The 16,570-nt window shown below is 40.4% G+C and carries 12 protein-coding genes; 3 read left to right on the top strand and 9 right to left on the bottom strand.

All coding sequences use genetic code 11. The features are described from left to right. Nucleotides 1-44 precede the first annotated feature (44 nt). Nucleotides 45-1,406: a DNA recombination protein RmuC gene (locus KJA58_RS00290; protein ID WP_213357492.1), complete on the top strand. Its 1,362-nt coding sequence runs from the start codon at nucleotides 45-47 to the stop codon at nucleotides 1,404-1,406. Between the two features lie 38 nt (nucleotides 1,407-1,444). Here the strand turns inward: KJA58_RS00290 and KJA58_RS00285 are convergent, their stop codons facing one another. Next, on the bottom strand, nucleotides 1,445-2,131 hold the full coding sequence (locus tag KJA58_RS00285) for a 3'-5' exonuclease (RefSeq protein ID WP_213357491.1): 687 nt from the start codon (nucleotides 2,129-2,131) through the stop codon (nucleotides 1,445-1,447). Between the two features lie 82 nt (nucleotides 2,132-2,213). After that, entirely contained in the window at nucleotides 2,214-5,138 is a 2,925-nt protein-coding gene (locus KJA58_RS00280; protein WP_213357490.1) for an insulinase family protein, read from the bottom strand. 171 nt (nucleotides 5,139-5,309) lie between these two features. Here KJA58_RS00280 and KJA58_RS00275 point away from each other — a divergent pair, with 171 nt between their 5' ends. After that, nucleotides 5,310-6,668 carry a M20/M25/M40 family metallo-hydrolase gene (locus KJA58_RS00275; protein WP_213357489.1) on the top strand — a complete coding sequence of 453 codons (1,359 nt, stop codon included), beginning with the start codon at nucleotides 5,310-5,312 and terminating at the stop codon, nucleotides 6,666-6,668. Nucleotides 6,669-6,712: 44 nt separating this feature from the next. Here the strand turns inward: KJA58_RS00275 and htrA are convergent, their stop codons facing one another. From htrA to sucC, 4 genes are all read right to left on the bottom strand, one after another. Next, on the bottom strand, nucleotides 6,713-8,110 hold the full coding sequence (gene htrA, locus KJA58_RS00270; protein WP_246485735.1) for a serine protease HtrA: 1,398 nt from the start codon (nucleotides 8,108-8,110) through the stop codon (nucleotides 6,713-6,715). A 302-nt stretch (nucleotides 8,111-8,412) separates the two neighbouring features. Further along, nucleotides 8,413-9,069, bottom strand: coding sequence for a zinc metalloprotease (locus tag KJA58_RS00265; protein ID WP_213357487.1), 657 nt, complete (start codon nucleotides 9,067-9,069; stop codon nucleotides 8,413-8,415). Nucleotide 9,070: 1 nt separating this feature from the next. After that, complete coding sequence (gene sucD, locus KJA58_RS00260) at nucleotides 9,071-9,940, bottom strand: succinate--CoA ligase subunit alpha (protein ID WP_213357486.1); 870 nt, start codon at nucleotides 9,938-9,940, stop codon at nucleotides 9,071-9,073. A gap of 4 nt (nucleotides 9,941-9,944) precedes the next feature. Continuing rightward, nucleotides 9,945-11,120, bottom strand: coding sequence for an ADP-forming succinate--CoA ligase subunit beta (sucC, locus tag KJA58_RS00255; protein ID WP_213357485.1), 1,176 nt, complete (start codon nucleotides 11,118-11,120; stop codon nucleotides 9,945-9,947). A 68-nt stretch (nucleotides 11,121-11,188) separates the two neighbouring features. On the opposite strand from sucC, the gene ftsY reads away from it, so the two are divergent. After that, nucleotides 11,189-12,055 carry a signal recognition particle-docking protein FtsY gene (gene ftsY / locus KJA58_RS00250; RefSeq protein WP_213357484.1) on the top strand — a complete coding sequence of 289 codons (867 nt, stop codon included), beginning with the start codon at nucleotides 11,189-11,191 and terminating at the stop codon, nucleotides 12,053-12,055. A gap of 77 nt (nucleotides 12,056-12,132) precedes the next feature. Here the strand turns inward: ftsY and KJA58_RS00245 are convergent, their stop codons facing one another. From KJA58_RS00245 to glmM, 3 genes are all read right to left on the bottom strand, one after another. Beyond that, nucleotides 12,133-12,852 carry a Bax inhibitor-1/YccA family protein gene (locus tag KJA58_RS00245; protein WP_213358345.1) on the bottom strand — a complete coding sequence of 240 codons (720 nt, stop codon included), beginning with the start codon at nucleotides 12,850-12,852 and terminating at the stop codon, nucleotides 12,133-12,135. A gap of 142 nt (nucleotides 12,853-12,994) precedes the next feature. Further along, a complete protein-coding gene (gene glmS, locus KJA58_RS00240; RefSeq protein ID WP_213357483.1) occupies nucleotides 12,995-14,830 on the bottom strand; it encodes a glutamine--fructose-6-phosphate transaminase (isomerizing) in 1,836 nt (611 codons plus the stop codon). 8 nt (nucleotides 14,831-14,838) lie between these two features. Next, nucleotides 14,839-16,254, bottom strand: a complete 1,416-nt coding sequence (gene glmM, locus KJA58_RS00235; RefSeq protein ID WP_213357482.1) for a phosphoglucosamine mutase — start codon at nucleotides 16,252-16,254, stop codon at nucleotides 14,839-14,841. Nucleotides 16,255-16,570 lie beyond the last annotated feature (316 nt).

The following is a 16,570-nucleotide window of genomic DNA, read 5'->3' as shown; positions in this document are numbered from 1 at the left end:
GAACTGTAAGCTTCATCTCAGATAAAATATAGATACCGGTCCTTATGTTGGCTTCCGCACCCTTTTCTTACTTTCTTCTAGGATTCATTATCGGATCTTTGCTTGTAAAAGTTTTGGACTTACTCTCTAGGAGATCTCTAGAACGTCTTTTCGAAAAAGAAAAAACTGCCCACGAAGTCTTAAAAAAAACGCTGGAAGATCTTTCTCAAAAACATGCTTTAGAAAAAGAACTTCAAAACAAGGAATTCGAAAAAATCTTGAAACAGTATGAACTAGAAAAAGCTTTCCTATCTCAATCTTTGGAATCTCAAGAAGATAGAAAGCAACTTATAGAAGCTTTTAGCAACAAACTCTCCTGCTCTACACAATCCCTAATTAAAGAAATTCAGAAAGAAACCAAAGAGTATTTTTCAGAAAAATCTAAACACTTTGAAGATATCGTTTCTCCAGTGAACTCCATTCTCAAAGAATTTAAAAAGAATATCGATGAGTATGAGAAAAAGCAAGCTGAAGAACGAGGTTCTCTAAAAGAACAAATCTCTCAATTGATGGAAGCTGAAAAACAACTTGAAGTTCAAACCTCTGCTCTAAAAAACATCCTTGCTCACCCAGCAAAAAGAGGTCGTTGGGGTGAAGTGCAACTAGAGAGAATCCTGGAACTTTCAGGAATGTTAAAATACTGTGATTATGAAATGCAGGTGTCTTCTGTTTCTGGTCAATCGAGAGCAGACGCCATTATCCGTCTACCCAAAAATCGCTGTCTTATCATAGACTCTAAAGCTCCTCTTTCAGAAAGTTACCTAGAACAAGGGGAGTATGATAAAGATGACATGATTTCCAGAATCAAGGAACATGTGAAATCTTTAAAAACGAAGGCTTACTGGGAAAAATTTTCCGAGACACCGGAATTTATTATCCTTTTCTTACCCGGGGAAAGTTTATTTAATGACACTGTCAGACATGCTCCAGAACTTATGGATATCGGGGCTTCTTCTAATGTCCTTATTGCTGGGCCTTCCACTTTATTAGCGTTATTGAAAACTGTAGCTCACACTTGGAAACAAGAAAACTTACACCAACAGATCCAAGAAATTGGAACTCTAGGAAAAGAGCTCTATGAACGTTTAGGGGTGGTTTTTAGACATTTCAACAAGTTAGGAAACCATCTAAGGGCAGCATCTCAAAGCTACAACGACCTCTCCTCCAGTCTGCAAACAAGAATGCTTCCTACTATTAAAAAGTTTGAAAAATTAGATATAACTTCTCAAAACAAACATATTTCTGAAATTACTAGCATAGACATCACTACAAAAGAAGCTCTTCCTATCAACCTTGGAAACGAGCAAGAGCTCTTGTTCTCAGAAAAAATATCTCCTTCTTCAACGAAAGATATTTTAGATGAGTGATTTACAGCCCTTCAAAGTTAAGGATAAACTAAACGCCTCTACTTTCTGTACCCTTTTTCCACTATTTCTGAAATCCCAGATAATGATTTTTTCTTCACAGCAGGTACATCAATGGTAAGGGGAACTCTAGGCAAATTCTTTCTGAGCCCATTTTCCATTAACATTCGGTAACACTCTATAAGATGATCCACTCCTTGTAGGGCTCGATGAGGCATCTTTTCCTCAGCCAAACCGAAGTAAGTTGCTATATTGTTTTTTGACAATAATCCTGAAAAATTTTTAGCAACATGACCTCTTTCCATAACTTCCAAAGCCCAAAACATCGATGCCAAATCAAACCAATGATAGGGCAGCCCTAGTTGTTGCTGCCTGTCTACAGAAATAAGCTGAGAGAAAAACGATCTATCCATGCCAGGATTTTGGCATACAAACACAGCAGAAAATTTGGTTACTCCTACTTGAGAAAAGATCGCCAATACTTCTTCGGCAACGACTTCTTCCGTTTTACCAAAATAATTAACAAAAGCTTCGTCTAGCCCCGTAATACGGCAACTTTCCTCGCTTCTTTGCGCCCAAACTTCCCTATCTTCATGTTTGACCAATGATGAATACGAAGCCACTACTTCGTACGTATCACTGCAAACAATCCGAAAAGCCAGTTCCAATATCCTATGAACTTCTGGACGTAGTCCACAAGTTTCCGTATCCAAAAAAATCAAAAACATGAGCAAGAAAAGAGACGTTTATCAATTTACAACGTACCCTTTATCTTTTTTTTTACAAATAATTTTTCTCCTTTCCAAAATCTTAGGCAATAGGAGAGCTTACGGAAAGACCTTCCAAAACGTCTGCGTTTTCGTTCAACATTTCTCTTCCAGAGAAAGTTACGAACACGGCTCTCTCCTTCTGTGAAGACAGCCAACGAGAGAAAGCTGACACTACTTGTTCTTTAGAAACACCCAACAAATTTTTTCGGAACTTTTGCCGAACTTCGGGATCCCTTCCTGAACGCAAGCGGAAGTAAGCAGCTGAAGCTCGTCCACCGGGAGGGATGACAGAATCTATATCTTGGACAACTCCGAGTATACCTTCATTCACATCTTTGTCTTTAAAATCACCTTTAGCAACAGCTTCTAGCGCTTCATAAAAGGCTTTTTTTGTGATAGAAATTTCTGGATCTCTATAGCTGTAACAATAAAAAACTCCCCGCAACAAATTTACGGAAGCTCCGGAACCATAGGCTCCCCCCTGCTCCCTAATCTTTGTATGCAAAATTACGTTGTCCAAAATTTCCGCCGCAACTAATAGCGCGGCAGAATCAGGATCCTCATAATGGAACTCTCCTAAAGGAAACGCTAAGACATTAAAAGCTGCGCGGACAGGAATCTCATAAGCTTTCGACTGAGCTTCCAAGGCCATCTTTGGAGCTTCCCATCTCTGTAGCGGTTTTGATAAACTTTTTAGCGACAAACCAAAGAAATTCTCCTTTTGAAGAATCTCAAACAAAGATTTATTACAGCTTATCAAAAGTACCCTGTCTCCTTGAAAACATTTTGCATACAAAGCCTTAAGATTTGTGACAACTTCTTCTGGGTTCTCTTTAAACAAATTTACTAATCCACAAATCTTACGCACATAAGGAAGACCTGAAGTTAGGTACGAAATTCCAGAAGGCACGGACAAAGCAGAACAAGCCTCGCCCACGGCGTACCCCATAGGATTATTTCGAATACTGTTTGTTAAAGCTTCCTCATGCTGCATCAACAACTCACCTATTCTTTCCGTATCAGAAAAATCCACAGACATCTCTAGATCAGAAAAGACAGAAAATAACTGAGAAGCTTTTGTGGCCAAAGCTTTCCCTCTGAAACTGATAGAAGGCTTCAGGAAAGCAGGATTTTTTGCTTGAGGAGACCAGTCATAAGAAACATCCACTCCACCAGTGTTTTCCAAAAGGAATTCCAAATGTTCTTTATAACTCCTTCCTCCGCATCCCAGCTGTGGCATGAGGAAAGATAATAGACGCAACCAAGGCAACTCTTCTGCACTAAGAGGTGGTAAATCAGTAACAACATCAACAAAAACCATATCGTTGGTGAAACACTCGTGATGATACACCTTACCTATATCGGACTCTACTAATGTCAGAGCATACTCTTTTCCATTTTGAGGGATCTTATCTAGAGTTATTCCTGGTAAAATAGCATCGACATCTTCCTCTGCGGACCGATATTCTTCTAATTGCAAGGAAGTTCTTTTTATTTGCTCTCGATCTTCTTCCGTTAATTTAGAATCTATTTCTTCTAATCTTCTTCTTTCTTCATCATTTTCCTTAGCATTCAGCTCAGGATCTGGAACCATTATGATCCTAGAGAAATGCATATTGTTTAAAAAGTGCTTTCGAATCAATCCCGGTAGATAGGTAGGATCCTTTACCTTTTCTCTGAGAGTCGAGAACAAGCTATGAATCTTTAGAGCATCAGCAGGATCCCCTCCATGCTGTTTGAGAAGTCCTGCTCGGAAAAATAATGATAACCCGTAAGGTAAGGAATACCCGGTTATCTCTTTGCGAGAAAGTTCCAGCTGATGTATGGCACCCTCAACTAAATTTTCCGCCAATCCGGTGTTAGCAATTTCCTCTAACGTAGAGAAAATTAAACCTTCAAGCTCCCTAGCTCCCTCTGGAGAACAACCTTTACACACCAAGGTGACAGGAATCTCTCGAATTTCATTATCGACGATTAAATCTGCCTGCTTACAGAACCCAGATTTCAGCAGGCAACTCTTGAGCGGCGCAGCATCAGTACCCATCAAGACCAAATCTAACACATTGATAGCTAAAAGCTCTTGCTGTTCTAAAATAGAACAAGTCAACCATGACAATCCAAATAAGACTTTATCTTTTTGTCCTGGATCAGCGGGATAAGAAAGTATTTGTCTTACAGGCTCTTTGAAACGCTTTTGCAGAGGCATAGAGACAGTAGTCTTATCCACTTTCTTTACATCTCTCAGAAGCTTTTCCTCCAAGAAATCTAAATGAGCAGAAGGCTTAATATTTCCATAAAAATAAAACAAGCACCGACCCAAAGTGTAGTTGGACTCATGGAATCCCCTTATAAAATCCAGAGTCAGCGAGGGAATCTCTCTGGGATCCCCTCCAGAGTTCACTCCATAGGTAACCGAAGGAAACAAAGATGCATTAAGGGCTTCTGACAACCTAGCCTCTCCGGACATCAACGCGCCTTTCATCTCGTTAAAGACAACACCATTGAAAATTAATTTCCCATCTTCTAGCTCCAACCTCCACCCTTCTTGCAAGAAAGCATTTTCTGACAATAGAGGATGGAAGGCGGCATCGATATACATGCTGAGGAGATTGTAAAAATCTTCTGGTATTTGAGAAGCTGCGGGATAGCAAGTGAAGTCTGAACCAGTGAAAGCATTCATAAAAGTGTTCAAACTCCTACGAGTCATGGAAAAAAATGGATCTCGAACAGGATAATTAGTAGACCCGCAGAGAGCCATATGCTCGAGGACATGTGCTACTCCATTAGAAGACTCGGGACAAGTGCGGAAACTAATATTGAATACATTTTCATCGTCATCATGAATGATCATCATGATAGAAGCTCCTGTAGGCTTGTGTTCAGCCTCTAACAAAACGCTTTCGATTTCTGGGATTTCTCTATACGATCGTATGACAAAATTACGATAAGAGTCTCCAGCCTTCATTCCCCTCTCCTGGATATTTACTACTCGATCTAATTTACCCCATGATTTAGAATCCGGGAAGGTATTCTCAACACGAGGTGAAAAAAGCCGAAATTCCTTTCAATGCTGTTTCCGATAAGAACTAAATTAAGTTACCTTGAACATTAATTTCAATCTTTCCTGGGAGACTTCATGAAACACCTTTCTGATGAATTTAGAAAAAATGAAGAAACTTTTTTAAAAAATTTTTCCCAATTCATAGCTTTTAAGACGGTTTCTGCTGACAAAGATGTCTATGGCCAGGATTTATTATCCTGCGCGCACTTTCTTGAAAATTTTCTCTCGGAATGTTTCTCTGTTGAAACTTGGTCTACTGGAGATGCCCCTCCAATTCTATTCGCCTACAATTTATCCGAAGATCCAGAAGCCAGGACATTATTAATCTACTGCCATTATGATGTTCAACCAGCACTTCTTTCTGATGGATGGTCTTCGGATCCCTTTATTCTTACCAGAAGGGGTAATACCTTCTATGGAAGAGGTGTTTCAGATAACAAAGGACAATGTTTTTACACATTGTGTGCTCTTCGAGATCATTTCCGCAAACATAAATCTTTCCCCTGCAGCATTAAAATCATCTTAGAAGGAGAAGAAGAGATCGGAAGCAATGCTTTAAAGGAACTTGCTAGCACTTATGAGGACCGACTGCAAGCTGATGATCTCATATTTATTGACGGAGGTTTTTCCTCTCCTCTTCAACCAAGCGTGAGCATAGGAGCTAGGGGCCTTGCTAACGGATACATTGTCGTTAAGGAAGCATCCAAAGACCTACATTCTGGAGTCTTCGGTGGTGCCGCTTACAACCCTAATAGAGCTCTCTCCGAACTTTTAGCTTCTCTCCACCGACCAGACAACTCTATTTCTGTAGAAAATTTTTATGCTGAAGTTACTCAACAAAACTTCAGAGATGAAATCTTTTACGAAGATATTACCGAAGAATGCAAGATAAACTTACACTTTTGTCCTCATGGCATGGAAGCTGGATTTTCTGTCGGAGAGGCCATATCTATAAGACCCACTTTGGAAATTACCGGTATACAAGGAGGTTACACTGGAGAAGGGTTCAAGACGGTGATACCATCCAAGTCGACAGCTTATCTTTCTTGCAGACTTGTTCCTTTTCAAAATCCAGAAGTTATTTGGGATAGAATAATAGATCACCTCCAACAGCGTTTACCTGAAGGCTTGCATCTTGAACACCTCTTGCTTTCAGGATCTCCTGCTTGGCAAGCCAGCAGCCGCTCTCATATAGCAATAAAACTTAGAAGTATCTATTCCATTCTTTACAACAAACCTTGCCAGAACATAATTATGGGAGCGTCCATTCCAATAGTACCCATTCTAGCAAGGCTATCCAATGCCTCACCGTTAATTTGCGGGGTATCTTATATCTCCGACAACATACATGGCCCTAATGAACAATTCTCTATGGAACAGTTAGAGAAAGGCTATGTATCTGTAAGAGCCCTTATAGAGTCTATGAAGGAGTGACTGTATACGAAAAGATTCAGCGTAAAGCTGAATCTTTTATTCATTTACTCTTCAGGCTTTAAGGCAACAAACCTAATGACATCTCCCTGAGAAACCATTAGCAGAATATTTTCTGAATGACTTTCCTTGAGAACCTTATTAAGTTCTTCTATGGAAGTTATCTTCTGCCTGTTAACAGCCAGTATTACTTGTCCGGCGGCTATTCCTGATGAGGCAGCAGCAGAACCAGGCTCCACTCCAACGATAAGAACGCCCTTAGCGTCCCCCAACCCCAATTTCTTTGCAGATTCTGGAGTAATGTTTTGAACAGTGATACCAACTTTCTGTAGTACTGTCGTACCATCTTCTCTAGGAGCCAGAGCAACAACAACAGCTATTTCCTTACATTTGCCTTCTCGAACGATAGTAAGTACGACACGCGCTCCCGGAGTCATCAAAGAAATTGAGTTTCTAAAAGCACTAAGAGATTCTATTTCTTTACCATTACAAGCAACGATTATGTCCTCTTGTTTCAAGCCTGCTTTGTCAGCGGGAGAGCCCTTAACAACGTCGGTAATCATAGCCCCTTTGACTTTATCTAGCTTGTAGCAAGAAGCTAACTCTGAATCTATAGGCTGCAAAGTAACACCTAGAAAACCTCTAGTTACTTGCCCCTCTTTGATCAACTGATCAATAATCCGACTTGCCATCAAACTCGGAATAGCAAATCCTATGCCCATATATCCACCACTGCCACTGACGATTGCAGTGTTAACCCCTATAACTTTCCCATCTATACCTAGCAAAGGGCCTCCAGAATTACCTGGATTTATTGCCGCATCAGTTTGAATAAAGTCTTCGAAATCTACTATGTGTAGTTGATTTCTTCCTTTAGCGCTAATAACACCGACGGTTACGGTTGCTTGTAATCCAAAAGGATTTCCTATAGCTATGGACCAGTCTCCCACCTCCAGTTTATCTGAGTTTCCAAACTGCAGATAAGGAAGATTATCTCCTTTAATGCGAATGACAGCAAGATCCGTCTTAGGATCTATTCCTACCATCGTAGCAGGATATTTTTGACCGTCATGTAAGGTAACATTAATCTTTCCTGCATCTTCAACTACATGATGATTGGTAACAATAAAACCATCTCTGGATACAATAAAACCTGTCCCTCTTACAGCTTCTTTAGGCACGGAGCGTTCTCTAGGAGAAGGGAAACCAAAAAATCTATTAAAAAATTCATCATTGAAATAATCAAAAGGGTTCTCATGAGGAATTCTATTTCCTCTTTGCATATTTCGAGACTCCCGAGCATTTTTAGGGAAACACTCAATGTAAACTACTGCTGGAGTAGCTTGCTTAGCTACCCTAGAAAAACCACTAGAAATCTCTTTCAACAAAGCATCTTGAGAACTTTCAGAACCTTTAACATCTCTTTTCAATGCTGCGACCGACATGGAAGGGAGGCAAGACACCGCAGCAAAAAAGCTTCCTAAAAGCATTCGTGACACAAAAATCCTAAACATACTCACAACCTTAAAGAAACATGAACACACGACAACTCTCTCAGAAAAAGCAGAAAACGGGTTGAACAAACCCAACCTATTTTTTGTTAAACCAAGAAGAAATGATCATCCTATACAACAAGAGACATTTCCTCAAGGTATACGACAATTAAAGGAACTTTTATCGAGGAATCTTACAAAAAGGGTTAAGAGAAAACTCTTTCTAAAAAGAATACAATAAATCCGACTAAAAACTAGTAGTAAAGCTCTTTCTTTTTAGAAAAAATGGAAAATCGAAAATCATCAAATAAATTAATTAAAAAAACTGCGCCTAAAACTCCCTTCCCAATGAAGAACAAGAAGAAAATTAAAACAAAATAAGACAGAAAGGAAATACAAAAAGCCAACTTTAACCCCAAATCTTGCAAGCAAGCGTAACACAGCGTATCTACTAAATACCCCATATCCATAGGTTTCGCTGGAAATAAATTTATTATCAAAATAAGAAGGTTAACTTCTGCTATCAAACGGAACAATTCGAAAAGTATTTTTGAAAAAGAATCCGTAATACAAGAAAAAAGGAACGCTACTAAAAAGACTACTAAAGATACTGCCCAACCACAAAAGCATGCTCCCAATCTTTCCAAAACAGAAAAAAGTTGCCCACCTTTTTTCCATCGAGCACCTAAACCAGAAAAAAAGACTGATACAGACTTGTTCCTAGCGACAAATACCAAGGAACGTCCTAATTCATGCAGAAATAGGGAGCCTAAGAATACTATGCAATAACATAACGACAATAGTAGACCGTAATACTTGATTCCAAAAAGGCCCACACAAAGAGGAAAAATAAACACTGTCCATGACCACTGGAAAGAAAATTTCTTAAGCAAGCTTTTGACATCTACCATATTACAATAATCCCTGAACAGTTTGCCCTATAAGCGAAGGGATCGTCGCTACAGCAACCCCAGCATCTCTCAAAGCAATAATCTTATCTTCAGCCCTACCTGAACCTACAGAAACTATAGCTCCTGCGTGCCCCATCCTTTTCCCTGGAGGAGCAGTAACACCGGCAACAAAAGCTGCTACAGGCTTCTTTCCATTTTCTTTTATCCACTCAGCAGCTTCTTCTTCAGCAGAACCACCGATCTCTCCTATGAGAAGGATCGCATCCGTATCAGGATCTTCGTTAAACTCCCTTAAGGCGTCAACAAAAGATGTTCCATGAAGGGGGTCTCCTCCTATACCCACACAAGCACTCTGTCCTATCCCTAACTTAGTCAGCTGCCATACGGCCTCATATGTCAATGTTCCCGATCTTGAAACTACTCCAACTTTACCAGGCAAATGAATATACCCGGGCATAATACCTATTTTGCAAGCTCCTGGTTTAATAACTCCTGGACAATTGGGCCCTATTAATTTGGAAGTTTTGCTGTTCTTCATCACATGAACAACTTCCATCATATCTTTAACTGGAATGCCTTCTGTTATACAAACTATGAGGGGAATTCCAGCATCTTCTGCCTCCAATATAGATTCCGCCGCATAAGGAGGCGGGACAAAAATCATCGTCGCTTCACATCCGGTCTCTTCTCGGGCCTCCTTGACAGAATCAAATATTGGCAACCCGAGATGAAAATCCCCACCCTTACCAGGAGTTACTCCTCCTACAAAGTTGGAGCCATATTCCATACATTGTTCAGTGTGAAATGATCCCGATTTTCCTGTTATCCCTTGAGTAATAATTTTTAAATCCGAAGACAATAAAAATACCATGCGCTCACTCAATTACTTTCTGGGATAATTTGACCGCAAGCTGAGCTCCTTCATCCATCGAGTCAACACTATAAAATTCCAACCCTGCTTGCTTGAGAAGTTCTTTCCCTTTCTCCACATTTGTCCCCTCCATGCGCAATACTAGAGGAATTCTAGACGTCTCCCCCTGGCCCAGGGCAGAGACTAATCCAGAAGCAATTATGGAACAGTCCATAATCCCTCCAAAAATATTCACAAACAACACCTGTACATTTGTGTCAGAAAGGGTTAATGAAATAGCTTCTTTAACCTGATTTTCAGAAGCTCCTCCACCAACATCTAAAAAGTTAGCGGCGTTACCCCCATAGAACTGCAGGATATCCAGCGTACTCATGGCCAATCCTGCCCCGTTAACCAGACACCCTATATTTCCGTCCATAGCTATATAGGATAATCCTATCTGTTTAGCCATGACGTCTCTGATGTTCTCCTGAGAGGGATCATAACAAGAAGATAGTATGGGATGCCTATATAAAGCATTATCATCTATGGAGATCTTAGCATCCAAAACAAAGAACTCTCCAGACTTTGTGATTACTAGAGGATTAATCTCAACAAGAGAAGCATCATTCTCCATAAACGCCCGTACTAACTGCTTCATCAAGAGAATACCCTGCTCCGCAATCTTTCCTGTCCAGCCTAAGAACTTTACGCACTTTCGCAATCTGTAATCATAAATCTTCCCGTAGTAAGTGACTGGCTCAGACAGCATTTTTTGAGGAGAAGAAATTAAAACTTCTTCAATATCCATACCTCCTGATGGAGAAATGATTAATGATGGACATTGTCTTCTCCTATCCATAGTTACAGCAACGTAATATTCTGAATCAATGTCCACTAAGGGTGAAACCAAGACTTTTTCTACTAAAAGCTCTTTTCCCCCTGTTTGGTTATTAGAAAATTTCATTCCCAATAACTCGTTAATTACAGAATCCGCAGAATCTTTTCCTTTAAAAACCTTTACTCCACCGTTTTTACCTCGCCCTCCTGCATGTACTTGAATTTTTGCTATACCTTCATCTACACGCAACTTGCTCAACGCTGAGGTAATTTCCTCTCCAGAAGAAATTACTTCATAGGGGGGTATAGGCATTTCATAGCGCGATAATAAATCTTTGGCTTGATACTCATGCAGATTCATAAAAATCTTCCTATTTGCCCCCTTATCTTGTATAATCCCTTTTCGTTCAACTCAACTTTACCTTTCGGATGTTCAAATTTCTTTCCAGCAAGCTTAAGTCATTGTTCAAAGGAACTGTTGATGAAGAATTTCTGGAGAATGCGGAGAGGTTATTCTATGAGTCCGATTTTGGAGCTGAGCTTACAGAGAAACTTTTAAAGACCGTTCAGCGATCAGGAGAAACTTCTAAATTACCTAAGCATCTCAAAGACGTTCTTTCCAAAGTAGTTTGGGATGTACCGCCATCTACGGCGCACGAAATTAATAACAATTTCCCCACTAAAGTCTTTCTTATCGTGGGAAGCAATGGCACAGGTAAAACAACCTCTGTAGCTAAACTGGCCTCTTATTTTCAGCGACAAGGAAAAAAAGTTCTTGTCGTGGCTACAGATACTTTCCGCGCAGCAGGAATAGATCAGCTCAAGCTTTGGGCAGATAGGATGCATTGCGGATTCGTTTCAGGTCAACCTGGGGGAGATCCTGCTTCTGTAGCTTTCGACGGCCTCCAATCGGCCAAAGCAAAAGATTACGACATTGTTATTGTAGATACTTCTGGAAGATTGCATACAAACCAACCTCTAATGCATGAATTAGATAAGATCACTCAAGTATGCAATAAGGCCATTCCTAATGCTCCCCATGAGATATTGATCACTGTAGATGCTACAGCCGGCGGAAATGCTGTAGAACAGGTCGGAGCTTTCTTACAGTCTCTCCCTCTTACGGGCTTTATTTTAACAAAAACGGACAGTAGCGCCAAAGGCGGCACTCTCTTTAGAATCTATCAGTCTTTGAGACTTCCTGCAGCTTTCTTTGGATCAGGCGAAAACATAGAATCTCTGCATCCTTTTGATTTAGACTTGTTCCTGGACTCTTTCTTCCAAGATCTTCTTTAAAAGTCTCTCGTGAAAAATTCATAAAAAGGCCCTTATCAGAGCCTCTTTATTAAAAAAGGATAAAGAACTCCTCTACTTTAATCTCTGTTGCCTGAGGAAGAAAATATTTGCAACACATACCAAAATACCATAATCACGTTGCAATACATCTTTAGCGCCATGATCATAGAAAGCTTGTATGCTAAATCGGAATCATCATGGACCCTTTCAGAAATTTTTCTAATCGCTTGAGCATCAGTAATCGTTAAGCCAACAAAAATAGCCAAGCCCAAGTAACAGATGAACAGATAAGCCATTGGCATGTAGAAGAAAAACGATAAAACAGCAAACCCTAAAGTAACAAAAAGAAAGCCCATAACTCCGAGAAATAGAAGTCTACTTAGCTGAGTTAAGTCATTTTTTGTAAGCATACCGTAAGCTGCCGCTCCACCAAAAATTACAGCAGCAGTACCGAAAGAAGCCCATATAACCCCTCCTCCGTAAGCAGCCGCATAAACAGGCATTAATGTCCCAAAAAACAATCCTTCAAGAACAGAATAGGTAATAAAAGCCCCAATCACTCCAGGAACAGTCATCCTGTGAATCCGATTATTAATTAAGAAAGACACGCCTAAAGTGGCCAAACACCATACTGCCCACAAAGGAAATAGCACCTTGTATAATCCTGAGAAATATAATCCCAGCGCCACCAGCGTCGTAATTCCTAGGCCAGCTGTCATCCACCCATATACTCTAGAAGCAAAGGTCCCAGGCATTCTGGTATCTCGTATATAATAATCTCGCTCAAATAGACCCATGGCATACTCCATTTTTGGACTTACTATCACACAAACTATTCTAAAAAAAGAATTAATTCAACAATTAAATACAACAAACAAAAAATCAAACAGAAAAACAAAGGAAAGAATTAAAAAAATAAAGTTCTATATAAAACAAACTTTATTCAACAGTTACAGATTTAGCCAAATTTCTTGGATAATCAACTTCTGTTCCTTTTTCTAACGCTAAGAAATAGGTCATCAATTGTAGCACTATTGTACATAAAATAGGCAAAGACAAAGCATGACTATCCGGAACTAAAATCAAAGCATCTACCACGGCAGCAATATCTGAGGAAGATTCTGGAGCAATAGCTATGACTGGAGCTCGTCTAGCTTTAACCTCCATAATAGAACTAACAGTCTTTTCATAGACAGAGAGATCCCCACAAAAGGCCACTATAGGAAGATCCTCGCTAGCTAAAGCGATAGGCCCATGCTTCAATTCTCCCGCAGGATGAGCCTCAGCATAAACATAAGCTATCTCTTTGCTTTTTAAGGCTGCTTCTAAAGCTATGGGATACATCAACCGTCTTCCTAGAAAGAGAAAGCTATCATGATGACTATACTCCCTCACAACACGTTGAATAGAAGCGTCCTGTAAAATACGCGAACAATTAAAAGCTAGATTTTGAAAATCTCTAAGGATAAGGTCTATGCTAGAAGCGGATTGAACACCCTTTACTTTAGCCAAAGCAACACCCAAAAGCGTTAGCAACAGCAACTGCGAAGAGAAAGCCTTTGTCGAAGCTACACCCACTTCAACGCCTGCTTCAAGGAGCACATGCTTATCTACAGCCAAAACCAAAGAAGACTCTGGAACGTTGCAAATACCTAGAATAAAAGAAACATTCTTAGCTCGAAATTCTTTAAGAGCAGCCAACGTATCAGCAGTTTCCCCAGACTGACTAATTAAAATAGCCAAAGAATTTTGGTCTACACAAGGGTCTCTGTATCGAAACTCAGAAGCTATTTCAACACGGACAGGAACCTTAGCAAAAGATTCAAAAACATACTTAGCCAAACAACCAGCATGATAAGAAGATCCACAAGCAACAATATGAACAGAGCTATATTGCCCTAAATCAACGCCAGATAAAAAATTTGGAGAAATGTCGAACAACCCAGTCTCTTGATCTAAAACTACATACTTAGCAATCAAGGCTGAAAAAATCTCCGGCTGCTCATAAATCTCCTTCAGCATGTGATACTCATACTCACCTTTGCTATAGGACTTTTCATCCACAACATCTATAGAGCGAAAGCTTTTCTCCACGCTAGACATAGAGGCATCATAAACCACCAGATCTTTCGCACTAACAATAGCTATCTCACCCGAAGATAAAAACGTCGCTGAGTCTACGTATTCTGAGAAGGACCTTGCGTCTGACGAAACAAAAACTCCTGAAGAACTGATACCAATGGCCAACGGGCTGTCTTTAGCTACACAAAGAAGCTTTCCAGGATGATCTTTATGGAGTAAAACGCAAGCAAAGCTTCCCGAAAGTCTCTTCAAGGCTTTATAAAAAGCTTCCTCTATATTTCCTTCATAATATCTGGCTACTAACTGAGCTATAACTTCTGTGTCAGTATCAGAACAAAAAGAGACTCCTTCGGAAATCAGCTGCTTCCTCAAAGATTCAAAATTCTCTATAATTCCATTATGAACAACAGCGCAGGTTCTATTCGCATCAAAATGCGGATGCGCATTTTGCTCTGTAGGCTCTCCATGAGTCGCCCACCTGGTATGCCCTATAGCGACTTCCGAGGGGATTTCCTGGGAAACTTTTTTTTCCAAAGAAGACACCCGCCCCACAGATTTGTGATCAAGGAGCTCGCCATTAGCAAAGAAAGCTATGCCTGCAGAATCATATCCTCGGTATTCCAACTTTTTCAGTCCATTCACAACTACCGAAATAGCCGAACCCAACCCCAGATATCCAAAAATTCCACACATACAACTTCCTACTTAGAAGCACAAAGACCCAAAGCGGCTTCTATAGCATCGGCGATAAGCTTTGCCAACCCATCCACTTGATGTTTCTTTGTTCCCTCAACCATAACTCGACATACATTTTCCGTACCAGAATATCTTACCAGGACCTTCCCAGCTCCCCCCAAGGTAGCTTCTACATCCTTAATAACCTCAAGGACCCCAGGCATATCCTCTATAGGAATTTTCTCTTTCGTAGGGATATTTATTAACGTCTGGGGACTCTTACACACAGGAGCCGTTAAATCAGATAGCGTAGACTCACTCTCAGTCATAATCTTCAACACTTGCAGAGCCGAAACAATCCCGTCCCCCGTAGTGTTGTAGTCCAAAAATATCAAGTGACCACTTTGCTCGCCACCCAGAGATACATTATGTTCTCTCATATGCTGCAAAACATGCCGATCACCTACAGGAGAAAGAATCAACTCTAAACCAAGTTTTTCCAGATACTGAAGAACACCAAAATTCGTCATGACAGTAGCCACAACACGATCACCACGGAGAACGCCCTTCTTTTTTAAATCGTGAGCACAAACAGCTAATATAACATCTCCATCAACAATATGCCCCTTTTCATCCACCATGATCACTCGATCTCCATCACCATCCAAAGCAATGCCTACATCTGCTTTGTGCTCTATAACAGCTTTCTGAATAACCGACGGATGTAAGGCTCCACACTGACTATTAATGTTCGTCCCCGTAGGCTCACAACCTAAACAAATCACCTCTGCATCTAATTCTTCAAAGACATACGGCGCTACCCTGTAGGCCGCTCCATGAGCACAATCCAAAACTATTTTGAGCCCTTTTAAAGTGCTACCTTTTGGAAAAGTCGCCTTAGCAAACTCGATATACCGCCCCAAAGCATCTACTACCCGCTTGCTTTTCCCTACAGCGTGATCACCTGGCAGATCTTCAAAAGCTCCACTGGTCACCATAGCTTCTATGCGCCCCTCTACAGAATCTGTGATCTTAAACCCTTCTGAAGAAAAAATTTTAATCCCATTATCTTGGTAAGGATTGTGGGAAGCCGATATCATGATACCCGCATCCGCTCTGTATGCACGTGTTATAAAGGCAACTCCTGGGGTTGGTATAGGGCCTAACACCAAAGTTTCTATGCCCATGGAAGTAAGACCTGCAACCAAAGCACTTTCAAACATGTAACCGGAAAGTCTCGTGTCTTTCCCTATCACAACTTTCTGTCTACCCGAAGCTTTACTAGATTTTAAAACAGCCGCAACGGCCTTTCCTAATAAAACTGTCGTCTCTACCGTCATGGGATGGTAGTTCGCTCGCCCTCGGACACCATCCGTTCCGAATAATTTCACTTTCTCCCCTTGATCTTGTTTTTTGCTCAATCCTAACAAATGCGCATCCATCAAAATTCCGATATAAAAAATCCTCTCATCACCCCGAAACTAAGACGATACCAAAATGTAGTAAAGCGTCTTATAAGCTTAGCAGCAGTAAACTTCAAGAACCGTCCCAGAAGGATTTATTCTAAAAAGATCCCTTTTCATGTCAAAAAAATAAAATCATCAGACTGCGACAAAAGAAGCCTCTCCCTTAACGTATGACGCTAACAGAATCAAAGACCTTCTCTCGCCCGTAGCATAAGAAAAAGATCTTTTTCTTCCGAGACATTTAACCACTAATACCGATATAATGGCCTTGGACAGGACAAAGATTAAGTTT

Source organism: Chlamydiifrater phoenicopteri (genome assembly GCF_902807005.1).
In the GTDB taxonomy this organism is placed as follows: domain Bacteria; phylum Chlamydiota; class Chlamydiia; order Chlamydiales; family Chlamydiaceae; genus Chlamydiifrater; species Chlamydiifrater phoenicopteri.
This window is presented reverse-complemented; position numbering and strand designations above follow the sequence as displayed.